The sequence below is a fragment of the Fodinibius salinus genome (assembly GCF_008124865.1).
Classification (GTDB): Bacteria; Bacteroidota; Rhodothermia; order Balneolales; family Balneolaceae; genus Fodinibius; species Fodinibius salinus.
In genome coordinates this window covers 569,297-591,609 of the sequence record NZ_VNHY01000002.1, presented here as the reverse complement: position 1 = coordinate 591,609, position 22,313 = coordinate 569,297, and the positions used below count along the sequence as shown (strand labels likewise).

General features: G+C 42.8%; 21 protein-coding genes. 4 read left to right on the top strand and 17 right to left on the bottom strand.

Features of this window, described 5'->3' with window-relative positions; all coding sequences use genetic code 11:
• Positions 1-3: 3 nt before the first annotated feature.
• The 8 genes from LX73_RS07515 to gcvT form a co-directional block, all read right to left on the bottom strand.
• A complete protein-coding gene (locus tag LX73_RS07515) occupies positions 4-1,902 on the bottom strand; it encodes an SPOR domain-containing protein (protein ID WP_148898869.1) in 1,899 nt (632 codons plus the stop codon).
• The gene (locus LX73_RS07510; protein WP_148898868.1) at positions 1,899-2,102 is read right to left on the bottom strand and encodes an HU family DNA-binding protein; all 204 of its coding nucleotides are present in this window, start codon (positions 2,100-2,102) and stop codon (positions 1,899-1,901) included. The genes LX73_RS07515 and LX73_RS07510 overlap by 4 nt, the downstream gene beginning before the upstream one ends.
• A gap of 6 nt (positions 2,103-2,108) precedes the next feature.
• Positions 2,109-3,833 carry a TonB-dependent receptor gene (locus LX73_RS07505; RefSeq protein WP_148898867.1) on the bottom strand — a complete coding sequence of 575 codons (1,725 nt, stop codon included), beginning with the start codon at positions 3,831-3,833 and terminating at the stop codon, positions 2,109-2,111.
• A 148-nt stretch (positions 3,834-3,981) separates the two neighbouring features.
• On the bottom strand, positions 3,982-5,031 hold the full coding sequence (locus tag LX73_RS07500; RefSeq protein ID WP_148898866.1) for a lysylphosphatidylglycerol synthase transmembrane domain-containing protein: 1,050 nt from the start codon (positions 5,029-5,031) through the stop codon (positions 3,982-3,984).
• 94 nt (positions 5,032-5,125) lie between these two features.
• Positions 5,126-5,764 (bottom strand): LolA family protein, encoded by a 639-nt coding sequence (locus tag LX73_RS07495; protein WP_148898865.1) that lies wholly within the window; start codon positions 5,762-5,764, stop codon positions 5,126-5,128.
• On the bottom strand, positions 5,739-8,315 hold the full coding sequence (locus tag LX73_RS07490) for a DNA translocase FtsK (protein WP_211359385.1): 2,577 nt from the start codon (positions 8,313-8,315) through the stop codon (positions 5,739-5,741). Before LX73_RS07490 ends, LX73_RS07495 begins: the two co-directional genes overlap by 26 nt.
• Positions 8,299-9,039, bottom strand: coding sequence for a 2-phosphosulfolactate phosphatase (locus tag LX73_RS07485; protein ID WP_148898864.1), 741 nt, complete (start codon positions 9,037-9,039; stop codon positions 8,299-8,301). The genes LX73_RS07490 and LX73_RS07485 overlap by 17 nt, the downstream gene beginning before the upstream one ends.
• Positions 9,040-9,098: 59 nt before the next feature.
• Entirely contained in the window at positions 9,099-10,196 is a 1,098-nt protein-coding gene (gene gcvT / locus LX73_RS07480) for a glycine cleavage system aminomethyltransferase GcvT (RefSeq protein WP_148898863.1), read from the bottom strand.
• A gap of 310 nt (positions 10,197-10,506) precedes the next feature.
• Here gcvT and LX73_RS07475 point away from each other — a divergent pair, with 310 nt between their 5' ends.
• Entirely contained in the window at positions 10,507-11,667 is a 1,161-nt protein-coding gene (locus tag LX73_RS07475; RefSeq protein WP_148898862.1) for an Mrp/NBP35 family ATP-binding protein, read from the top strand.
• A 93-nt stretch (positions 11,668-11,760) separates the two neighbouring features.
• Here the strand turns inward: LX73_RS07475 and LX73_RS07470 are convergent, their stop codons facing one another.
• Positions 11,761-12,213: an SRPBCC family protein gene (locus LX73_RS07470; protein WP_211359384.1), complete on the bottom strand. Its 453-nt coding sequence runs from the start codon at positions 12,211-12,213 to the stop codon at positions 11,761-11,763.
• 231 nt (positions 12,214-12,444) lie between these two features.
• On the opposite strand from LX73_RS07470, the gene LX73_RS07465 reads away from it, so the two are divergent.
• Positions 12,445-12,750, top strand: a complete 306-nt coding sequence (locus tag LX73_RS07465) for a GIY-YIG nuclease family protein (protein WP_148898860.1) — start codon at positions 12,445-12,447, stop codon at positions 12,748-12,750.
• Positions 12,751-12,965: 215 nt separating this feature from the next.
• Here LX73_RS07465 and LX73_RS07460 read toward each other — a convergent pair whose 3' ends face one another.
• Positions 12,966-13,892: a formimidoylglutamase gene (locus LX73_RS07460; protein ID WP_170245620.1), complete on the bottom strand. Its 927-nt coding sequence runs from the start codon at positions 13,890-13,892 to the stop codon at positions 12,966-12,968.
• A gap of 194 nt (positions 13,893-14,086) precedes the next feature.
• Here LX73_RS07460 and LX73_RS07455 point away from each other — a divergent pair, with 194 nt between their 5' ends.
• Positions 14,087-15,151 carry a hypothetical protein gene (locus LX73_RS07455; protein WP_148898858.1) on the top strand — a complete coding sequence of 355 codons (1,065 nt, stop codon included), beginning with the start codon at positions 14,087-14,089 and terminating at the stop codon, positions 15,149-15,151.
• A 4-nt stretch (positions 15,152-15,155) separates the two neighbouring features.
• Here the strand turns inward: LX73_RS07455 and LX73_RS07450 are convergent, their stop codons facing one another.
• The 7 genes from LX73_RS07450 to LX73_RS07420 all read right to left on the bottom strand — a co-directional run bounded on the left by LX73_RS07450 (position 15,156) and on the right by LX73_RS07420 (position 21,469).
• Entirely contained in the window at positions 15,156-15,464 is a 309-nt protein-coding gene (locus LX73_RS07450) for a hypothetical protein (protein ID WP_148898857.1), read from the bottom strand.
• A gap of 28 nt (positions 15,465-15,492) precedes the next feature.
• Positions 15,493-16,092, bottom strand: a complete 600-nt coding sequence (locus LX73_RS07445) for an adenylate/guanylate cyclase domain-containing protein (protein WP_148898856.1) — start codon at positions 16,090-16,092, stop codon at positions 15,493-15,495.
• A gap of 76 nt (positions 16,093-16,168) precedes the next feature.
• A complete protein-coding gene (gene hutI, locus LX73_RS07440) occupies positions 16,169-17,383 on the bottom strand; it encodes an imidazolonepropionase (RefSeq protein WP_148898855.1) in 1,215 nt (404 codons plus the stop codon).
• Positions 17,384-17,428: 45 nt separating this feature from the next.
• Positions 17,429-18,925: a histidine ammonia-lyase gene (gene hutH / locus LX73_RS07435; protein WP_148898854.1), complete on the bottom strand. Its 1,497-nt coding sequence runs from the start codon at positions 18,923-18,925 to the stop codon at positions 17,429-17,431.
• 211 nt (positions 18,926-19,136) lie between these two features.
• A complete protein-coding gene (locus LX73_RS07430) occupies positions 19,137-19,814 on the bottom strand; it encodes a type 1 glutamine amidotransferase domain-containing protein (protein ID WP_148898853.1) in 678 nt (225 codons plus the stop codon).
• Positions 19,815-19,863: 49 nt separating this feature from the next.
• Entirely contained in the window at positions 19,864-20,859 is a 996-nt protein-coding gene (locus LX73_RS07425; protein ID WP_148898852.1) for an NADP-dependent oxidoreductase, read from the bottom strand.
• Positions 20,860-20,893: 34 nt separating this feature from the next.
• On the bottom strand, positions 20,894-21,469 hold the full coding sequence (locus LX73_RS07420; RefSeq protein ID WP_148898851.1) for a TetR/AcrR family transcriptional regulator: 576 nt from the start codon (positions 21,467-21,469) through the stop codon (positions 20,894-20,896).
• Between the two features lie 176 nt (positions 21,470-21,645).
• Here LX73_RS07420 and LX73_RS07415 point away from each other — a divergent pair, with 176 nt between their 5' ends.
• Positions 21,646-22,305: a class I SAM-dependent methyltransferase gene (locus tag LX73_RS07415; RefSeq protein ID WP_148898850.1), complete on the top strand. Its 660-nt coding sequence runs from the start codon at positions 21,646-21,648 to the stop codon at positions 22,303-22,305.
• Positions 22,306-22,313 lie beyond the last annotated feature (8 nt).

The following is a 22,313-nucleotide window of genomic DNA, read 5'->3' as shown; positions in this document are numbered from 1 at the left end:
TAATTAAATTTGTTGAATAAAGTTATTGCCACGGTAACGCTCCGGCAGATCACTAGTTGCACTCTTGGCTGCTGATAAGGTCTCAAACTGTCCAAGTGCCACCCGGTAATAAGTTGTGCCGTTAACCGTAGCTTGGCGAATCAGTACGCGAAATCCCTGTTCACGAAGCTCCGCCTTCTTATTAATCGCCGTTTCATTGTTTTGGAATGAGTGAATCACAATGGTATATCCCTCAACAATAGATGAATTCTCCTGCCCATGCAGTCCATAGGTGTTCTGCGATGTTTGCTGCGACTCCTCAACTGCTTCTTGTTCGGACATGTCATCATTTTGTACTTCTTCGGACGCCTCAGGTTCCGTATTCTGCTCAGATTTTTCACCAGAACCAGTATCTCCGGTTTCTGATGTAGTGGCGCCCGTTTGATCAGTCATTTGGCCTTCTTGCTCATCGGATGATGCCTGTTCACCGTTCGTTGACTCCTGCTGATCAATTTGCTGCTGGTTTGCCGGTACCTCATCCTGCTGTTGGTTCGGCGTTTGCTGTTGCTCTGCTGGCACTTCTGATATTGTTGACGTACTATCAGAGCTTTTATTGCCCAGCAGGCCCAGATCATAGACTTTCAATCCTATTAATACAATGACAATAATCACTACGGCTACTGCCAATATACGCTCAATGGGCTTCTCTTTGTCGGTTTCATCTGCTGTTGCAGAAGATTCTTTATCTAATACAGGTTCGGGCTCATCCTCTTCTTCCCGTTCCTCAGCCACAAGCTCTTCTTCGTCATCAATCCCTGCTTCAACCACATCGTCTTGCAGCTCCTCTTCAGATACAGACTCATCTTCATCAGATGCCGATGTATCCTTTAAGCCGTGCTGTAGATAATCGACCTCTTCAGATGGCTCCGGCTCTTCTTTATCTTTGGCCACCTCTTCTTGTTCATCGCCTTCTGGTTCTTCCCCTTTTCCTTTACTGTCTGTTTTCTCAGGCTCCTCAGGACCAATAAAAGCATCCAGGTTAAATTTTTCTTCGGATGGTTCTTCTTCTGCTTTTTCTTCCGTTGTTTCTGAGGTGGGTTCAGCTTCCGCTTTTTCTTGGGAAGCTGTTTCTTCAGAAGCAAGTGTTTCTTGCTCATCAGGCTCTTCCTCCGTTATATCTTCTGATTCGTCCGAAATATCAATTTCTTCGGTTTCAGACTCAGACTCTTCTTCATCTTCGGATTCACCTGTAAATGCTGCTAAATCAAATGCATCTTCTTCATCCGGCTCCACTACATCTGCTTCCTCCTCGGAATCCTCCGTCGCTGATGAAGCTTCCACTAAATCTTCTTTTAAGTCATCCTCTTCAGCTACCGGTTCTTCTGTTTGATGCTCGGGTGCTTCCTCCTTTTCAGGCTCTTCATCAGTACTCTCAGTCTCCGCCTGCTCGGGCTCGTCGGTTTTTTCCTCTTCTTCGGACTCTGGCTTTGCTCCTCCCTGGGGAGTAGATTTAAACCCTTCGAGGCTAAACCCACCTTCTTTTTTATCTTTTCCTTCTTTTTTGCCGAAAGCTTCATCAAACACCGATCCTTTTTCTTCAGTATCATCGGTTTCTCGATTCTGCTGCTCTTCTACAGTCGGTCCTTCTTCATCAATTCCTTCAAATGAACCAATCAACTCAATGGGTTTCATACCCGAGTACTTATTGTTGATTTCGGTCGAAAGCGTTTCGCTGGGGGTAAACTGCAGCATTCCCTCTTCCATCGAAAAGGTCCCAAACGCTTCTATTTCGAACTCTTTGCCCTCTTGGGCAGCATTTTTAATTTTTTTGATCAGTTCTGCAAGCTGATTTCGAACCTCTTGTTCATCTAAATCAGTCTTGTTTACGAGAAGTTGTATAAGCTCTTGCTTGTCGATAATCATACCTCCGAATCCTTTTTAGGAATAAAACTGATAGTATTCTTTGGGGGCATCATCACAACACGTCCGTCGTCAAACTTTTTCTGATATTGCTTTTGATGCTCCGAAACAAAGCATCCGATGCCCTCTACATGCACTTCATTATTTTGGGATACCTCATTACGAACTACCTCCGAAAATGCCTGTAGAAAATCACTATCCATCACATATTATAATTTTACAGTTAAGCCACCGTACACTTGAAACGGCCGTTCAGCATATCCTTGCCAAACCTGATAGTCTTGGTTAAGAATATTCACAAATTTAACGTAAGCCCCAACATTTTTAGTAATATTCATTTCAGCGCGGCTACCCGTTATCACATAACCGGACAACGTACTATTTGTTCGAAAAGTCTCCCGGGATCCTATATAGTCACCCCATAGTTCAATAGTTAATCTATCAAAAAACCGTGCTCGAAACGTGGAACTTATACCTACCTTTTCTTCGTATGGGGTGCGTCCGCCACCTTGTACCTTCGGCGACTGCCAATAAATCTTTGCATCAAACCAAAGCCGTTCTGGAACAAGCTGATGCGTGGCATTGGCATAAGCTCCAATAGTATAGGTATCCAAATAAGCTATACCGTAAAAGTCTAAAACAGAGGTTCCCAAATTATTTCTGTCTCTGGCATATACAGGGTCATTGGACGTATTTTCATACCGGATACCTACATCCAGCGAGCCTAACTTATCGTGTGCTACCTGCACCTCCGCCGATCCATTTATGCGATATGAGTGCTGCAGACGATCATCCGTTCCCAAAAAACGATTTTGAGTCTGGTGATCTTCGAGCGTAGTAACCGTCGGGCGACCCTTGGCCTGCAGCTTTACACTTAACATATCTGTTATCGTCTGTTCCACCACTACAGACGGACCAAAATAAATATTATCCCTAAATGGATTATCGATATAAAAAATCTGCGCATCAGCAGAAAGCTGTGTCTGATAATTAAAGAGTCGCTCATACCCCACGCCGCCGCGTGCCGTAATCCAACTGTCATTTATTATGCCAGAGGATGTATTATGCTCATAATTCCCACCATTTGTCCCTCCCTTAATGGTGAATACTTCGTTGGGATGCGAACCGGCCCACTGCTTTGCTACAGAAATGTTAAACACTCGCTCTTCAGATTCCTGTGTGAGCAGACTGCCTGCATTATCCAGCCCAGTATTAAAATATCGAACGTTAGCGCGGACTTTCCAGCCAGTCACCGTATTCTTGTGATGATCAAATCCTGCCCCCAATCGAAATCCACTGTATGTTTTACGAGCGTTATCAGGAATAGGACCACCCGAACCATAGTTCGGTAATTGATTAAAGCTGTTGGCATACCCGCCTGTGAAACTTAGCTTACCTTCGGAGCTCAACTTCGTTACAAATTGGCCATTGGCATCCACAAAACGAAAGCTACTGGCTTGGTTCTGCAGGTGACCATCGGAGGAACTATAATCAAAATTACCTCCCACATAACTTTTATCAGATATACGGCTGACACCCCAAAATTGGGCTTCGGGACTCAGATAACTGCCTATCCCCATACGGGCAAAGGCATTAATATCAGAAGAATAATGAAAGGGGGTATATTCCGGAGGGGCCGGACGTGACAAATTACTAACTTCCAGATCAGCTACAGCCTGATCGCGGTCTTCTAAATAGGGCGTGCGGTTGGGATCAATCTGATAGACACGCGGTGTAGGATCAAAACCCAGAATGGGCTGCCGCCGCAGACCGGGGAACTGGGCCTTAAACTGACTGCGAATTTCAATATCCTGAGGATCTATTTCCGGGAGTAGTGAATTTTCACTCCCCTGTTGCTGATCTTGACCACTGGCCGGCAATGCAATGAACAGTGCCCATAAAAGTACAAATGTAAATGGTACAATTTTTTTCATAAAGCTCGTCATACTCACTGAAAGAAAACCTTTCGATAAGGTACTAATTTTTTGGCAACGATTAATAGTCCAACTCCTTTTTATATCCCAAAAGAATGTAACTGTTTCCAATAATTAAAGAATCAGTCTAAAAAAATCCTAACCTGTCCTAAACAACCGATTTACCGGCCTTTGTGGATCTAAGTTTATCAATAAATAAAAACACGGGCGTAATACTTGCTACAAAAATTACCATAGAGGCATGGGTAACTGTGGCATAAGCAATACCGGTAACCGCTGGGACAGCATATAGTACCAGTAACGACTGTTTTACAAAATAGTGATAGGTACCAATACCGCCGGGTGAGGGTATAGCAATACCGATAGCCGAAATAACAGTGATGACCAAGGCATCAAGCATGTCAAGATTATAAACTTCCTGCAGATCAAACATCCAAAAAGGAATATAGGTCATAAGCGTATAGCAAAACCAAATACAGGCGGTATAAACTACAAAAAGCCCCCAGCGCTCAACTTCTCTGGCTGAAAGAAGTCCATCTTTAAACATGATAAGCGCACTTTTAGCCTTATCAATCCATTTTTGTAGCACTTCAAATTTGGAGCCCAAATACAGAATAAATTTGATTCCCAGATATCCAATTGCTGCAAAAACGATTAGCAGCAACCCTGCCCAACCATAAGTAGATAAACTGGATTCATTCGTTAAAAAACTAATGGTTTGATCTCCAAAAATTTGGCGCAATAAATCAGGATCTGAAATTACATACACCGAAACTACAAGCATCAAAAAGGCCATGACTACTACGTCAATAATACGTTCGAGCACAATGGTGCCCATCAGCTTTGAGGTGCTTAGGTCTTCTTTTTTGGCTACATACAGCGGGCGCGAAACTTCTCCCAGCCGTGGACCGACGATATTCATCAAATAGCCAACCAAGACCCCCGAAATAAGCGTCACCCGGTCTAGTTCATCATTGTCGTGTTCGATAAGCAACCGCCAGCGCTCAGCTCTAAAAACATGGCTAAGCAAGGCCGATACAGCAAAGGGGAGTATCCAGCCGAACTGTATATTTTGCGCATACTGCCACACCTCTTGCAGCCGGACATTACGAAAGGCCAACCACATAAATAGCGCACCCAATGCAAGGGCTAACCCTATTTTTAATACGCGTTTATACGGTTTTTTTGATTCGGACATTTAACCAATAAGAATTACTGGGTGTTCACTATTCTTTCGTTAAGCTGCATACTGATGATTGTTCGCTATCCCCATCCCTGAAAATAACCTCTCTTTATTCACTTCGCATATCTACCACTTCGGTATTGTCGGGATAATCCAATTCAAAAATGTTTTTGCGAAGACTTACAAATTCTCCGTTGCTAAAGGTGGTCGTAATCACATTATCTACAGGATCAACCGCCCGGATCTTCTGCGGGATAAGTGTCTTGGCAAGATGAATTTCAACTTTTTTATAGATAGCAAAAGGATCGTCTGAACCGAGACGAATATAATGCTGGTTGTCACGTATTTCCTGCGACTGTACAGTAAAGGTAGAATCGATACCATTTAAAATTCGGGAGGGAGCAAAATCATCTTCCGAAGGTTCATATTTACTGATAATGACTCTGCTCCTATTTTTATCATATACCATCGACATTTTACCATCTACAACAACTGTCTGATGCTCTGTCTTCACTTTATATTGGGTGCCACCGACCCAAATTTGACCACGGCTGGACATTGTATCCTGTGTATAAGAATCAATGGACTGATGGTGGAATTGGGCTTTAAAAATATAGTTAGTCTCAAACTTTTGTTTGAGGTCATCCAGCGGAGTGTCTTGTGCTTGAAGGGCAAGTGAGCATCCGCATAAAAAGAACAGAAAACTCAAAAATTGTAATACGCTATCGTTCAAATTCGTCAAGATCATCTAATACTTGTTCCAATTCTTCTTCATCTTCTACCAGAACATCGCGCGCCGTGCTTCCCTGATAAGGTCCCACAATGCCTGCGTTAAATAATTGATCTACAATACGGCCAGCACGATTATAACCAATTTTAAGCTTGCGCTGCAACAGTGATACCGAACCTTGCTGGTGCAGTACAATCACTTTGGCTGCTGACTCAAAGAGTTCGTCAATATCTTCCAGCGGGTCTGGAATGTCACCGCCCGACGAAGACTCATCTTGTAAAACAGGCAGTTCATACTTTTTATTATACCCTTTCTGGTTACCAATAAAGTCGGTAATCTCTTCGACCTCCTCAGTAGACACAAAGGCATTCTGGATACGTGTCATTCCACCCCCGTTGGTAAACAGCATATCTCCGCGGCCAATAAGCTGATCAGCACCGCCGGTATCGAGGATAGTTCTGGAATCCACTTTCGAGGCCACCTGATAAGCCATCCGCGCCGGAAAGTTCGCCTTAATAGTTCCGGTAATAACATTTACCGACGGACGCTGAGTAGCAACCACCAAATGGATGCCCACTGCACGGGCAAGTTGAGCCAGCCTGGCAATAGGTTCCTCAATTTGTTTACCGGCCGTCATCATCAGATCAGCTAGCTCATCAATAAGTACCACAATGTATGGCAAGTGGCGATGCCCCTCTTCTTCGTCCAGTTCTCCATTATCAAACTTCTCATTATAAGCTTGGATATTGCGTACCATTCCTTCTTTAAGCAAGTCGTAACGCTCATCCATCTCTTTGGTAAGGCTTTCCAGCGTTTCCTGAGCTGTCGTTGTATCCGTAACAATAGGCTCATCTTCACCGGGCAAGGTCGCTAAAAAGTGATCTTCAATCTTTTGATACAGCGATAGCTCAATCTTCTTGGGATCAATCATCACAAACTTCAGATCGTCGGGATGACACTTATACAACAGGCAGGTAATAATAGTATTGATACCCACTGTTTTACCGGATCCGGTTGCACCAGCAATCAACAGGTGCGGCATCTTCGTCAGATCTACCATAAACACATCATTCTCGATGGTCTTACCGAAAGCCAGCGGCAACTCATGGTCACTTTCCACAAATTTCTTGGTATTAATAACGGTCTTTATAAATACCGTTTCACGGGCTCCGTTCGGCACCTCAATACCTACGGCAGATCGACCGGGGATTGGCGCCATAATACGTAATCCTTTTGCAGCCGTTGCCATCTTCAGATCGTTGGCATAACTTTCGATCTTGCTGATCTTAACATCAGGAGCTGGATCAAGTTCATAAAGTGTAACGGTGGGACCTACAATAGCGTTGATGCTGCGAATCTCAATATTGTGGCGCTGTAGCTTGTCGAGAATAATACGTTTATTCTCTTTGATTTCATCAAGGTCAACGTCATTGCCTTCATTGGGCGGAGAATCCAGCAAATCAATAGTCGGGAACTTATATTTGACCCGCGGAATTTCTTTAGCCTTGTCTTTATTTTGTTTGTCTAGCTCTTTCTCATCGGCCTGTTCATCTCCTTCACCCACATAGACCGAAATATCAACGTCATCTTCTTCAGCTTCGGCAACTTTATTCTTTTCAATATCAGCGCGCGGACGGTTTTCGAGCGATTGCACATCCTCCTTTTCTTGCTGTATACGCTCCCGATCCTGCTTCTGCGATTTTGCCACAATATCAGCTATAGACTGTGAATCATCTTCTCCTTCGTCCTGCTCTTCGGGCTCTTGATACTGTTGTTCCTTACGCTCCGGTTCTTGCCGGCTTTGCTGTTGTGGCTGAGTCTCTTTGGGAGTACGCTGCTGTGCCTGGCGCTCGGCTTTGCGCTGTTGTTCAACTTTTTGTTGCTGTTCTTGTTGTTTCTTTTCTTTGCGCTTTGCTTCTTTTCGCTGGCGTCGTTTTTCTTTCCACTCTGCAAAAGATGCTTTAATACCAGCAATCCATTCCTTACATCGCTCTACCGTTTGCTGAAGATCACGATCCAAAAAGGCCAGCAAAGTTGTAATAAAAAATACGGTGAGAATAATAATGGACCCCACCGGAGCAGTAAATTTTTGAAGACCTTGCGCAGTGGCAATGCCCGATGACCCACTCCAAACAGATGATACTAAATCGTAATTAATATTCATCCATCCCAGAATGGTGGAAAAAAGTACCATACTCCAAATGCCGTAGGCCGTAGTCCATAGCAATGGACTTGTATCACGATCACGAAAAATAAACCAGCCGTAACTGATGATAAAAAACGGCACAATGATGCTCATATATCCAAAAAGCAAGTGCACAAAAAATTGAGCCAGATAAGCACCAATAATTCCGAGTGCATTCTGCACCCGTAATACCGGACCTTGGTCAAGGGCAAACAGACTGTCGTTTGATAAGGACTGGATGACCGCAAAATCGCCCGGGTCGTAGGTTATGATACTCAACCCCAGCAGACCGCCGACAGCCATAATTAGAATCCCGATAATTTCCATTTTCCGAGATTCCGAAAGTCCGCCAAAAATATTTCCCGAATTAGTTTGCTGTGTCATCTAAACTTGTAATGATTCCTTTATTTAATGCTGGTAAATTCTGCAATTCGTTGCGTTGACAGCAATACGATATGTCATCTTTACTTACGATACCTTCCAGCCGTTCGGCATAATTCGATGACATGATACTGTTTTCTATATCATCCGCAAATTTTTCATAAAGACCAAAAGCTACTTTTGCGCCATCTGCTGCTGTATTTGACAGGTTTCCAGAGCAAAGTTCGTAAATAATATTTCCAGCACAAAGTAAATCCTCAAACGAAAGGCGTCCCCGCCAGCCTGCACAAACCAACACTATCTCGTTTTTCTCATCTTGCAGATGTTTAACCACTGCATCTAAATTTAAAAAAGATCCTACAAGAATTTTATCTGCGTGATCTGCTCGATCTATCGCCTTGGTACCGTTGGTTGTATTTAATATGACCGTTTTTCCCGTAACTACATCTGCTGCATGTTCCAGCGGGGAGTTAGTCAAATCATATCCATCAATTTTGACACCGTTCTTTTCGCCGCTCATCAAAAAACTTTCTGAATCTAAATTCCGGGATATTTTGCCCGCTTCATCCATATTGCCCACCGGAATAACTCCCTTGGCACCGTGATGCAGTGCTGTCACCATGGTGGAACTTGCCCGCAGCACATCAATCATTACTACAGTTTTATCTCGCAAATCTTTTTCCCGAAAAGAATGGGCTGATACAAATACGTCAAGTGCGTCAGTCATAAATTGAAATACTCTCTATTACATTGGGCTTGCAGGTAACTCATTTTTGTTGATAAATATTACTCCACAAATGGTGGTTTTACTACCTTGGCCTCGGCCTTTTTGTTTCGGATTTCTACAAAAACAGTGTCGCCTTCATCTGCATGGTCGATAGCTACATACCCCATACCGATATTGTTCCCTAACGTAATTGACCGAGAACCGCTGGTGACAAATCCAATTTCGTTGTCATTGGCATCAAAAATCTTATACCCCTTGCGCGGGATAGACCGCTTATCATCAATGGTAAGACCAACAAGCTTACGCTTGAGTCCTTCTTCTTTGGCTTCCAGCAATGCAACCCGACCAATAAAGTCTCCCTTATCCAGCCTTGTAAGCCAGCCCATACGTGCCTCCAGCGGGTGTGTATCTTGGGTAATGTCATTGCCATAAAGCGCAAAACCTTTTTCAAGACGTAACGTATCGCGGGCACCCAGCCCACAGGCTTCGATATCAAACTCGTCCCCAGCTTCCATAATAGCTTCCCAGATAGCTTCGGGGTCAGTGTCATTTTTATCAAAATACAGCTCAAATCCTTTTTCGCCGGTATAGCCCGTGGCGGAAAGCACCACGTTATCAAAGCCTGCCAATGTGCCCATTTCAAAACTATAAAAGGATATTCCGCTAAGATCTGTCTCCGTCAGCTTTTGGAGCGTCTCTATTGCCTTTGGTCCCTGTACAGCCAGCAAACAAGTATCATCGGATTGGTTATTCACCTCCGCATCAAAACTGTTATTAATTTCAATCCATTCTAAATCTTTTTCAATATTTGAAGCGTTTACTACCAACATATATCCGGCGTCATCAAACAACTTATACACCAGCAGGTCATCCACAATACCGCCGTCTTCGTAACACATAACACTGTATTGCGCCTTGCCATTTTCAAGCTTCGACACATCGTTAATCGTCACATGCTGCAGCAAATCCAGTGCTTCATCGCCAGATACATAAAATTCTCCCATATGTGATACGTCAAACATACCTACCCTTTCGCGAACTGCCTTGTGTTCTTTGCGGATACTATCGTACTGTACGGGCATTTCAAATCCACCAAAATCAACAAGTTTAGCTCCGGCTTGCTCGTGGACATTATAAAAAGGTGTTTGTTTTAACATGGGAGGATAATGTTGGTTTAGCTTTGAACTCTATTTCAAAAATGATGTTTCCTATAGCTTATGATATAAGATACCGGATTCTAAATACTGAAGTCTCTAGCCGTAGTTTGCATCATTATTCCAGTATTTCGTATCTAGTTTACAGCATCCAGAAAACTGTTGCCTAAAATACAGATTAAACAATAGAATGGAGAATTTTATATCCTTCCTGTAATGAATTTTTATTCGACAATCAGCGTTTAGCATCTGGTATTAAATGCTTATCTTTGAAGACTAAATTATTTAGCAAAATCTAATATTTTATTCCCTGATGGCCATTAATAAACAACAAGTCCGCACGGCGCTTACTCATGTAATGCATCCCGAGATGGATAAGGACGTGGTAACGCTGGACATGATTGAAGACCTTATTGTGCAGGATTCCTTCATCACTTTTACTATTGACCTGCCCGAAAAAGATACTAAGCTTGAAGCCACACTTAAGGATAAATGTAAAGAAGCTATCCATAAGTTTGTGGATGAAGATGCTGTACTGGATATCACAACGGCCGTTAATATCTCGAAGTTTCGCAATGGCGAAGAAGAGCAAGGAGAATTCCCGGGACAAGGTCATCGTAGTCAAAAAAAGCAGGAACAAGATCAGGAAGATGAAGAAATTCTTACTGGTGTTGACAATATTATTGCCGTAGCTTCAGGTAAAGGCGGTGTTGGTAAATCTACGGTCGCCGTTAACCTGGCCTGTGGACTGGCACGAACTGGCGCCAAAGTTGGATTACTGGATACTGATATTTATGGCCCCAGCATTCCCACAATGATGGACGCTCACGGACGGCCTAACATCACGACGGAAAAGCAGTTGATCCCCAAAGAAAAATACGGCATCCGCTTTCTGTCAATGGGCATGCTCGTTGATCCCGATCAGGCCATGATCTGGCGTGGACCAATGGTAACGAGCGCTGTCAAACAATTTATGAATGAGGTGGAATGGGGTGAACTTGACTATCTCGTGCTCGACCTACCACCCGGCACCGGTGACATCCAGCTTACGCTGGTACAAACCGTTCCGCTAACCGGAGCAGTTATTGTTTCAACACCACAGAATGTGGCGCTGGATGATGCCCGCAAAGGCGTTGCCATGTTTAAAAAAGTGAATGTACCAGTACTGGGCATGGTTGAAAATATGGCATACTTTATCCCTGAAGATCAGCCGGACAAAAAATATCATATTTTTGGCAAACACGGAGCCCGAAATTTAGCTGAGCAAATGGGAACGAACTTTCTGGGTGAAATCCCTCTGGAACAAAAGGTACGTGAAAGCAGCGATGAGGGTAAACCTATTGTACTGGGCGATATGGAAACAAAATCCGGTGAGGCTTTTGTGGAACTTTCCAATAATGTGATTCAGCAGCTGGCAATTCGTAACCAGGAACAGGATCCGACTGAGAAGATCGATATCAAAATTAAGCCGTAATAAAACGCAAATATAGCGGCTAGAACTAATTGCCACTGGTTTTATAGAGAGCAATTAGGATTGTAGATATTCAGAACCCACATGGTTCGTATGCTAAATATTATAACGACCATCCAGCACTTCCTTTCGGTAGTTGAAAATCTCTTCTAGTTTATTACGGATTAGCAGAGTATTAGCTATTTGTCCAAGTATCCCATAGGGTGGCTGATAGCTCACGTGATCAATCATTTTTGTGCCACGATCGGTCTCTTCAAGCTGATGGCGGTGATACCAAAAGTTATAAGGTCCTATACGCTGCTCATCCACAAACTCTTTGCCTGACACAATATGCTTGATCTCAGTCACCCATTCCGAATGTCCCAGCAACGGCAATTTAACTTCATACTTGATTAATAACCCATTACGCATCATATCTGGAACACTACTTTGGATATCAAAATCCATTTGCGGCGGGGTTATCTCATTCAGGTTGGCCGGGTGAGAAATGAAGTCCCATATTTCATCTATCGGCGCATCTAAAAATTGCTCCTGGTGCAGTTCGTACATATTTATTGGCCTTTCTTAAGTATTGATAAGACAAGGTTAACCAAATCAACTGCCATAAAGGTTCCTTGAAAGTTTCCTCTTCGATAATTTTGCCCCTCTCGTATTGAGATTCCGCGCCGGAGCACGGAATGACATCAACATTTTATAAGGATAGAAACTCCTTGGAATCCAGAATGACATCAAAAAATGTAAGGATTCTCTTTTAAAAGTCTCTTACTAGTAAATTTCATTATGGCTACCAAAAGGGGTTTTATTTATATTTTATCAAACAAGAGCCGATCGGTTTTATATATCGGCGTTACCTCTGATTTGCTACAACGTATTCATCAACATCGAATCGGTTCGGGAAGCAGCTTTACCAAACGGTACAATCTTCGCTATCCCATTTATTATGAAGAGTACAAAAGTATCACTAAGGCAATTGAGCGGGAAAAACAATTAAAAAACTGGGAACGAACATGGAAGCTTGACCTAATTCGCGAAGTTAATCCCACCTTAGATGATATTTGGACTGATATTATAGCGAACAACAGGTAGAATTATTAGGAACGGTTGTCATCCCGGACTTGATCCGGGATCTCAAAAGATCCTAACACAAGCCACTGCTAAGATTCCGCGGCGGGGCGCGGAATGACGATAGAACAGTTGAATTAAAAATATGAGAATTCACTAGGACAGGAATGACGTTTGGTGAAACAAATCCATTAAAGCCCATTCAGCTTATCCACCTGAGTTTGAATATGCAAAACCGTTTATCGCTGGCTCAATCCCAATAAGAAATGCCAGATCGTAAGTGCTGCTAGCTTAGTCGTTTGATTATCACGATCATATTCAGGATTTACTTCAGACAAATCAAAAGAAGTAACCTTCTCATTTCGACCGGCCATATAAGCGGCCGTCAGCCAAAGATCGGCCGGCAGGCCATTTGTACAAGGAGCACTTACGCCCGGTGCCTGTGACTGATCTACAGCATCCATATCAAAAGTGACCATTAACTGTTCACTTTCGTGCTGGTGAAAAAGTCCTGAAATTGCCGTTATATTGGTTTCGTCACGAAATTTATAATGCCCACCCTGTTCCTTAATAAAGTCAAGGTGAGATTGTGAAACAGAATGGGGCTGTAATCCTGATACAAGATAGGTTTCCCCGCATCCACTCTTATGTTCAAGCGCCTGTCGAAAGGGCGATCCTGAATGAGCTTTATCCTCTTTGAGCGGACGCACATCACTATGGGCATCCAGGTTAAAGATGGAAGTTCTTTTTTCTGCTTTCGCATAGCCTAAAAAGTGTCCGAAGGCTGTTTCATGCCCTCCCCCCAAAATGATAGGTACAACACCCTGCTCCAAAAACTCTGCTATCGTATCACCTAGTCGCTCCTGATCTGTTTCGAGATTTCCGGTTACTTCTATATCTCCGGCATCTTCACAGCCTTCCAATAATGTAACAAAGGGATCATAATATTCAGCACTCGGCGTCATCTTATAAAGCTGTTCACGTATTTCAGACGGTGCTTTTGAAGCTCCGGGACGCCCGCCATTCCGACGTACTCCCTCATCAGAAGGAAACCCCACTAATACTGTTTGTACAGAATCAGAGTTATTGTTCAACCAATGAGCTAAACGGGGATCATCTTTTGCTGTTTCGGGAATAGAGACCGACGGTGAAATAAGATCAGACACAGTTTTCAACTTTTGATTTTCGGTTTTCAAAAAGCAGCCCTAAGCATAACATTATTCCAAATCGTGAGCAAACTACAGGGATAAACTTTTTATTAAGCTATCAGCTGGATATTAAGCACTTTCCTTTTTACAGTACTAAGAGTATTGTATGTTATTAACTATAGTAAAAAATAAAACTTTAGTATGACCTTCTCATGACTGACTTAAGACCATATCTGCTGTCGTTCCTTAGCTGCTTCCTTTTTCTTTGGGGATCTGTATCGGCTCAAAATACGACTGATGATCAACTTAAACTGGGTTCTATCGATTTTCCCACTTCAGCTACCGGTAAAGCTCAACAAGAATTTTTAACAGGAGTACTTGCCCTCCACAGTTTCTGGTATCCAGAAGCTCGTGATCATTTTAAAAAAGCCAGAAAGCTAGACCCAGCCTTTGCAATGGCTTACTGGGGAGAACTGATGACGTACGACCATCCAATCTGGGGACAACATAACCAGTCTGCCGGCTCAAAGGTATTAGAACAGTTAGATCACCAAATAGAAAGTGGCAAGATCAACTGGACAGAACGAGAGAAAGCTTATATAAATGCGATCCGCATTCTCTATGATGACAACAAAAATATGAGTAAGCGGCGTAGTGAATATGCCCAAGCAATGCAGTCGCTTTATGAGAAGTTTCCCAGCGACGAAACACTGGCTTTTTCTGCTCTGGCTTCAATGACAACACCTGACTATGACTACAGCAATCCTGATCCGGATAAGCTTGTTCCTATTGCAGCCAAGCTTGAGCAGCTATACAAACGTAACCCAAAGCACCCCGGAGGCATGCACTACCTTATTCATATTTATGATAACAGTACTTTTGCAGAGATGGGCATTCGTCCGGCCAATGATTACTCAGATGTGGCCTACTCATCCTCTCATGCTATTCATATGCCCAGTCATATTTTTAAACAGCTGAAGATGTGGGATAAAGTAATACAATCTAACATTCGCGCTTATGATGCATCCGTTAACTGGCAGCAAAAAACGGATAGGCCGTTAAAAGACCGGGATTACCACTCCTATCGCTGGTTATTTGAAGCATATCTGGAAGTTGAGGACTTTAAAAAAGCCTGCAATATCATCAAAAACATGCAACACATTAAAAAACAAGCGAAAGAAAACGGAGAAGAGCTAGGAAGAATACCGGGGGCATTAAAGGACTTTCAAAACCAATATAATGATAAGGGAAAAGCCCCTACTTGTTCTTCCAGCTAATGATTTAAGAGCTGGGCCGGTCCACAATTTCATTTTTCTCGTTAATAAAACCTTCATAACGGGCCAATTGTATGAGCGTGGTAGAAATAAGTTGATCTAAATTCATAGAAGATGAACGCAACCACTTATGCGTAGCTTTGTCTTCGGGGTATTTTTCAATGCATTGCTCAGAGTACTCAGTAAAATCACGAACCTTTTCAAGTATCTCCATAAGCCGTGCAGGACATTCACATTCGATCATATCAGCGTGCTTCTTCAACTCCTCTATAGCCTCTTCACTAATTTGACTGCCATCCTCTACGGTAATCTGCATAACAACTGTTTGAAATTAAAAAGTACAATTAATCATCTAGATCATTCATAGGAAGCAACCAATACGTTGCAATTTCGTTTTCCTTTCCCTGAATTCGTTGTGGCGCCATTTCCTTAAACTGAAAATCTTTTTCTACTCGTTTATAACTTTCGTAAGAAAGTAGAATATCCACCGAAAAATATTTAGTCAATCGTTCAATACGGGCAGTAGTATTAACAACATCTCCCAGTACCGTCGTTTGCTTAATCTGTTTCGTCGATATTTCACCATGTGCTACGGTACCGGTATGTATCCCAATGCCTGCCGATACAACCTGCTGCACATCTAAATAACGGGCAGTGTTAATATGTTGAAGCGTACTACGCATTTTTAATGCAGTTTTACAAGCATCTTCCACATGGTTAGTACTACCATTTATAATACCAAAATGAGCCATAAATCCATCCCCGGTAAACCGATCTACTTTCCCACCCTTCTTTTCTACCTCTTCTCCCAACTCTGCCAACACGGAGTTAGCAAATTGTACCGCTTCCAGGGGATCCTCCTCATCAAACAGCTTGGTAAAGTTTCGTATATCACAAAATAAGATGGTTGCCTCCCATTTTTCAGCTTGGAAATCGTTAGTCATAAGATATATGTTTTAAAAACCTCTTATCTTTACCAAGAACAGATTTTACCCCTCTACCATTATTGTAGAGAGCTCCTCACGCAATCTTTTGTCCACTTACATAAGAGGTCACGCAATTTGCTCCCTTATAATGATACATCCAAAAATTAGGATCGGGCGCATCAATAACTGCAAAATCTGCTGATTTACCCGGTTCAATAGAACCGATTTTATGATTGCGCTTTATTGCTTTGGCAGCATACACCGTTGCCCCCTTCAAAGCCTCTGCAGGTGTTAATCGCCCTTGATTACAAGTTAACATCATTGCCAGCGGCAAATCGTAGGTGGGAGCTGAACCCGGATTAAAATCAGTGGCTACCGCTACATCCACGCCACCATCAACTAGCTTACGACAGTTTAACGGTTCTTCCTGAGTATAAAGCGACGCCAAGGGCAAGGTTACACCCACGACACCGGCTTTGGCCATATCCTTAATTCCTTGTTCAGATACCTTTTCCAGGTGATCAGCACTGGCTGCTTCTACCTCGGCCGCCAGCTCTGCGCCCCCACAAGAGGTAAGCTGATCGGCATGAAGCTTAGGAATCAATCCCGCCACTTTAGCTGCCAGTAATATTTTGCGCGACTCTTCTATATTAAAGGCCGATTCTTCAGTAAAGATATCACAAAAGTCCGCCAACTCACTTTCGGCAACGGCCGGAATCATCTCATCTATTAATAACTCAATGTAGGCTTCACGATTTTCTTTGTACTCAGGTGGAATGGTATGCGCACCCAAAAAAGTAGGAGCGATATGCAACGGACTTTCTTCCTCAAGACGTTTATATACTCGTAAAGTCTTTAGCTCATGTTTTAGAGATAACCCATATCCACTTTTACACTCTACGGCAGTTACTCCCTGTTTGGCAATCTCCTCAAGAAAACCGGATGCTTTTTCAAAAAGTTCATTTTCTGTAGCCTCTCGCGTAGCTTTCACTGTGGATAAAATTCCACCACCGGCTTGGGCAATATCCAGATAACTTTCTCCCCGTACCCGCATCTCGAATTCATCCGGTCGCCAGCCGCCAAAAGCTAAATGGGTGTGACAATCAACTAAGCCGGGTATAACCATTTTACCATTGGCATCATATATTTTTCCCCGAACATACTGATCCGGTATGCTCGCTTCTTCCCCAACCCATTTAATGGTATCTCCTTCCCAAGCGATAGCGGCCTGGCCAATCGTATGGATATCATCCTGTTCGCCTTTATCCTTACACGTTGCCAGATAACCAATGTTCTTTAATACAGGCATTCAACTAGATTATTAACCTTAAAAACTTAACGTTACGCTCTGATACTATATCAAATCTACCAGCTCTTTTTCAACTTCTCTAACCATGCTCCGATTCTGCAATAATTCTACTGCTGTATTAATGTCATCTTTAAAATAGTGATCTTTCTTAGCATGTGGTATTGCGTCACGCACATAGTTATGGGCTATTTCAACGCCGCGCCCTGGACGTAATGGCTTTCTAAAATCCAATGCCTGAGCAGCGGTAAACAACTCAATAGCCAGTACATGCTCCACATTTTGATACACTTCCAGTAGTTTTAATGCGCTGATGCTTCCCATACTAACGTGATCTTCCTGTCCCAAGCTAGTAGGAATAGAATCCACCGACGAAGGATGACATAACACTTTATTTTCAGATACAAGTGAGGCCGAGGTGTATTGTGGAATCATAAATCCAGAATTAATGCCTGTCTCTTCCATCAGCAATTCGGGCAGTCCATCATGTCCCTCCAACAACAAATAGGTTCGCCGCTCAGAGATACTGGCAAACTCAGCCAGCGCAATTTTAGCGTGATCCAGTGCCAGCGCCAGCGGCTGACCGTGAAAATTACCGCCGCTAATAATATCTCCATTCCCAAATACCAATGGGTTATCAGTTACCGAGTTCAATTCGGTTTCAATTGTTTCGCAGCTATACCGCAGTCCATCACGGCTGGCCCCGTGTACTTGTGGAACACATCGCAGGCAATACGGATCCTGCACTTTCCCACAATTTCGGTGCGATTCCAGTATTTCACTTTTTACTAACAGTTCACGCACATTTGTAGCCACTTTTTGCTGTCCCTTATGGGGACGAATTTCGTGGATGCGCTCATCAAACGGCTTGATGCTCCCCTGCAAAGCTTCCAGGCTCATGGCGGCAATCAGGTCAGCTGCTTTCATCAGGCTGAGTGATTTTTCGAGCACATAAGCACCGTAGGCACTCATCAGCTGCGTGCCGTTAATGAGGGAAAGCCCATCTTTGGGTTGCAGGTCAATGGGATCGAGGTCATGATCGTTGAGTACCTTTTCGGCGGGGATAGTATCAGTACCTTCCTCATTCCAAAACAATCCGTAGCCCAGCAACGGCAGCGACATATGTGCCAGTGGAGCTAAATCACCCGAGGCACCTACGCTTCCCTTTTCGGGCATGGCAGGGATCAAATCATGATCAGAAAAATAGATAAGCCGATTAAAAGTTTCTTCAGATATTCCAGAATTACCCAACCCCAACGAATGGATTTTGATCTGCAGCATCAGTCGTGAAATCTCTTTGGGAATAAGATCGCCAACCCCAACCGAATGGGAAAGAATTAGATTTCGCTGCAACTGCTTGAGCTCCTCTTGACCCACGCGCTTATTAGCCAGCGCGCCAAAACCGGTATTTATCCCGTACATCGGCTCGTCACGATCAAGGGCTTCTTCTACGACTTGACGAGACTGCTGTACCGTAGAGGGGTCATCTTTCAGGCTTTCAATACTATCTGCAAGGTCGGAATACAACTGTTCTAATCTAATCATTGTACGTATAAACAATTTTTTCTTTTTCTGAAGATAGGACAATAGCAACAGTTGCCCAACTCGTTATTAACTCGCTAAATGAACATTTTGATGTTCCCTCTCTAGAGTGTGCAAATCTACTTGGCAGGTAAATAAATTAATTTCCCACTAATTGAAAAAGGGATCAGCGAGTTTACCGCTAATCCCCCTCAGTATAATTACTCAAATATTACTATTTAAGCTGGCTCAACATTTTTTTGGCAACTAATTCTGATGATGCTGGATTCTGCCCTGTAATTAAATTTCCATCTTCCAAGGCATAACTCTCCCAAGAATCAGCTTTACTATATATACCGCCATTTTCGGTGAGCATATCTTCCACTTTAAAGGGGACAACCTCGGTAAGGCCGACAGCTTCTTCCTCTTCGTTTGAAAAGCCGGTAACCTTTCTCCCTTTCACCAGGGGCTCCTCATCCGTTCCGTTAACCTTCTTTAAAGCTGCGGGGGCGTGGCAAACAAAACCAACCGGTTTATTTGCTTTGTTGAACGATTCAATCAGGTTGATGGAATCATCATCTTCTGCCAAATCCCAAAGTGGTCCGTGCCCACCGGGATAAAATACCGCATCAAAATCCGCCTCATTGACGTTCGACAGCTTTTGGGTCTCCGCCAGCTTTTGCTGGAGTTCTTTATCATTTTTAAACCGCTTTGTTGCTTCTGTTTGAGCATCTGCGGTATCACTGCTGGGATCTATAGGCGGCTGACCTCCTTGTGGAGATGCAAGTGTAATATCCGCTCCTTCATCCTCAAAAACATAATAGGGACTGGCAAATTCTTCGATCCAGAAACCCGTTTTCTTTCCTGTATTTCCCAATTCGTCGTGCGATGTTAATACAAATAAGATCTTCATAATGATACTCTTAATTAGCAATTTGAATTATGTATATCTACAACTGATTTTAAACTTTGACGATCATCTTTCCTTTGTTCTTCCCTTCAAATAAATCCAAAAAGGCCTGGGGTATATTTTCAAATCCTTCTACGACCGTCTCTGAGTATTCTAATTGTCCCTCTCCGAGCCATTTCCCTAACTGTTTTACAGCTTCCGTAAACTTATCTTGGTGATCGCCAACAATGAAGCCCTGCATGGAAACACGCTTTTTAATAAGCATCGGTTCTACTCGGGGACCGGTGGGCATTTCGGTTGCATTGTACAGCGCGATAGCTCCACAATTAACGATCCGACCAAAATCAGCCATATTTTGATACACCCCATCTGAGATTCGGCCAGCCACATTATCAAAATAAACATCCACCCCATCAGGAGATGCTTGAGCAATAGCTTCGCCCATGGCTTCTGTTTTTTTATAGTTAATCCCTTCATCAAATCCGAATTTAGATTTCAAGAGCTCTATCTTCTCATCGGAGCCTGCAATACCTACTACATGACAACCCTTAATCTTACCAATCTGCCCAACAACACTTCCCACGGCACCAGCAGCACCAGAAACAACTAATGTTTCGCCTTCTTTCAGCTGTCCTATTTCTGTCAGGCCGATGTAGGCAGTTATTCCGGTCATCCCCAAAATTCCAAGATTTGCAGAAAGCGGGGCTGCATTGGGATCTATCTTTCTTACATTTTTACCATCCGATAGCTGATATTCTTTCCAATCTAGTTCAGCTGTTATATAATCACCTTCATCAAACCTCTTATTCTTGCTTGATACTACCTTTGCTACTATAGCTGAGCTGATCGGCTTGTCCAATTCGAATGGTTCTACATAAGAATCAGCATCACTCATTCGTCCTCGCAGATACGGATCCACTGAAACATATTCGGTCTTCAGTAGAATCTCACCATCTGAGGCGGTTGGTTTTTCAGTTTCTTCAAAGTTAAAGTCTGAGAGGGTAGGCTCACCTACCGGTCTGCTTCTAAGTTCTATTACCTTATTCATCTGTTATTTTTTTAAAGTTTAAATATTTGTTCAATTACGTTGATGAAATGGCACTCCAAACCATCTCAAAGGAGTGTTCTTGCATTTCTTGGGTTAAATGAAATTCATCGCGTTTTTCAACTGCCACAAAAAAGGACAGAGGATAAACGGCATATGCATATAACAAGTAGGGAGAAACGTCCCTGATATACCCTTCTTCTTGACCGCGCTTCCAAAGCTCTAGCAATGGTTGTAAATGTTGTAGTCCCCTTTCGCGCACTCCCTCTGATATAATCTGAGAGTTCTCACACTGTGACAAAAAATTTGCCTGCTTTTGATTCGACATTTTATATTCAATCATATTAAACCAAATAATCTGCATCCCTTCTTTAACAGCCATTTTTTGATCGTAATCCCGAAATGCTGCACTGGTAAACTGTTCTTTAACGTACAGATAAAGACTATCAACAAGATCCTGCTTATTACTGAAGTAATTGTAGATAGTCCCGGCCGATACATCAGCGATTTGGGCAATTTTAGCCATCGGGGCATTATGAAATCCACGATTACTTACAAGGTTCAAAGTAGCTAATAACAAATCAGTGCGTTTGTCGGTATTTTTATCTGTCATTGTTCTATTTTTTGCTTGATTTCAATTGGTACAACAAAAATGAATGAACGTTCATTCATTTAAATACAAATAAATTGGCAGCAGGTAGAACGTCAAGTTCAGCTTCCTAAATTTTATAGCAAGAAAGAAGCTGTAATTTGTATCTTTCACAAAAAGCATCGATTCAACTTAACAATATGTCCGTAACGATCTGCACCTTATGTGGCAATACTGATGTTCATCTTTTTTATCGAGATACTACTGAACACTATAACAGTGATTACTACCAGTGCCAGAACTGCAGATTAATCTTTGCCCCGCCTAAAGATCAACCTTCTGCGCAAGAGGAACTTGCCCGGTATGAAACCCATGAAAATGATCCCGAGGATGAAGATTATCGCAATTTTCTGAGCCAACTTTTTGATCCGCTAAACAACTTGCTTGAACCGAAGAGCAAAGGACTCGACTTCGGCTCAGGCCCGGGACCAACACTTAATATTATATTTGAAGAGCACGGACATGAGGTTAATATCTACGATCCCTTTTATGCAGATGATGAATCGGTATTCAATACGAGATATGATTTTATAACTGCTACTGAAGTAGTTGAACATCTCTTTTATCCAGGTAAAGAATTCAAAAGACTTTGGGATTGCTTAAGGCCCGGGGGGTATTTAGGAATCATGACAAAAATTGCTAAAGATGATAAATCTTTCTTTGCAGATTGGCACTACCGGATGGATGAAACGCATGTCACCTTTTATACCAAACAAACATTCCAGTGGATAGCTGATAAATGGGGAGCTTCAGTAACATGTCCGGGAGATCGGGTTATCATTTTCCAAAAACAAGAGTAGCTATTGCC

Coding starts and splice junctions, on each gene's coding strand:
- LX73_RS07515 (WP_148898869.1), bottom strand. CDS start 1,902: ATGATTATCGACAAGCAAGAGCTTATACAACTTCTCGTAAACAAGACT.
- LX73_RS07510 (WP_148898868.1), bottom strand. CDS start 2,102: ATGGATAGTGATTTTCTACAGGCATTTTCGGAGGTAGTTCGTAATGAG.
- LX73_RS07505 (WP_148898867.1), bottom strand. CDS start 3,833: ATGAAAAAAATTGTACCATTTACATTTGTACTTTTATGGGCACTGTTC.
- LX73_RS07500 (WP_148898866.1), bottom strand. CDS start 5,031: ATGTCCGAATCAAAAAAACCGTATAAACGCGTATTAAAAATAGGGTTA.
- LX73_RS07495 (WP_148898865.1), bottom strand. CDS start 5,764: ATGATCTTGACGAATTTGAACGATAGCGTATTACAATTTTTGAGTTTT.
- LX73_RS07490 (WP_211359385.1), bottom strand. CDS start 8,315: ATGACACAGCAAACTAATTCGGGAAATATTTTTGGCGGACTTTCGGAA.
- LX73_RS07485 (WP_148898864.1), bottom strand. CDS start 9,039: ATGACTGACGCACTTGACGTATTTGTATCAGCCCATTCTTTTCGGGAA.
- gcvT (WP_148898863.1), bottom strand. CDS start 10,196: ATGTTAAAACAAACACCTTTTTATAATGTCCACGAGCAAGCCGGAGCT.
- LX73_RS07475 (WP_148898862.1), top strand. CDS start 10,507: ATGGCCATTAATAAACAACAAGTCCGCACGGCGCTTACTCATGTAATG.
- LX73_RS07470 (WP_211359384.1), bottom strand. CDS start 12,213: ATGTACGAACTGCACCAGGAGCAATTTTTAGATGCGCCGATAGATGAA.
- LX73_RS07465 (WP_148898860.1), top strand. CDS start 12,445: ATGGCTACCAAAAGGGGTTTTATTTATATTTTATCAAACAAGAGCCGA.
- LX73_RS07455 (WP_148898858.1), top strand. CDS start 14,087: ATGACTGACTTAAGACCATATCTGCTGTCGTTCCTTAGCTGCTTCCTT.
- LX73_RS07450 (WP_148898857.1), bottom strand. CDS start 15,464: ATGCAGATTACCGTAGAGGATGGCAGTCAAATTAGTGAAGAGGCTATA.
- LX73_RS07445 (WP_148898856.1), bottom strand. CDS start 16,092: ATGACTAACGATTTCCAAGCTGAAAAATGGGAGGCAACCATCTTATTT.
- hutI (WP_148898855.1), bottom strand. CDS start 17,383: ATGCCTGTATTAAAGAACATTGGTTATCTGGCAACGTGTAAGGATAAA.
- hutH (WP_148898854.1), bottom strand. CDS start 18,925: ATGATTAGATTAGAACAGTTGTATTCCGACCTTGCAGATAGTATTGAA.
- LX73_RS07430 (WP_148898853.1), bottom strand. CDS start 19,814: ATGAAGATCTTATTTGTATTAACATCGCACGACGAATTGGGAAATACA.
- LX73_RS07425 (WP_148898852.1), bottom strand. CDS start 20,859: ATGAATAAGGTAATAGAACTTAGAAGCAGACCGGTAGGTGAGCCTACC.
- LX73_RS07420 (WP_148898851.1), bottom strand. CDS start 21,469: ATGACAGATAAAAATACCGACAAACGCACTGATTTGTTATTAGCTACT.
- LX73_RS07415 (WP_148898850.1), top strand. CDS start 21,646: ATGTCCGTAACGATCTGCACCTTATGTGGCAATACTGATGTTCATCTT.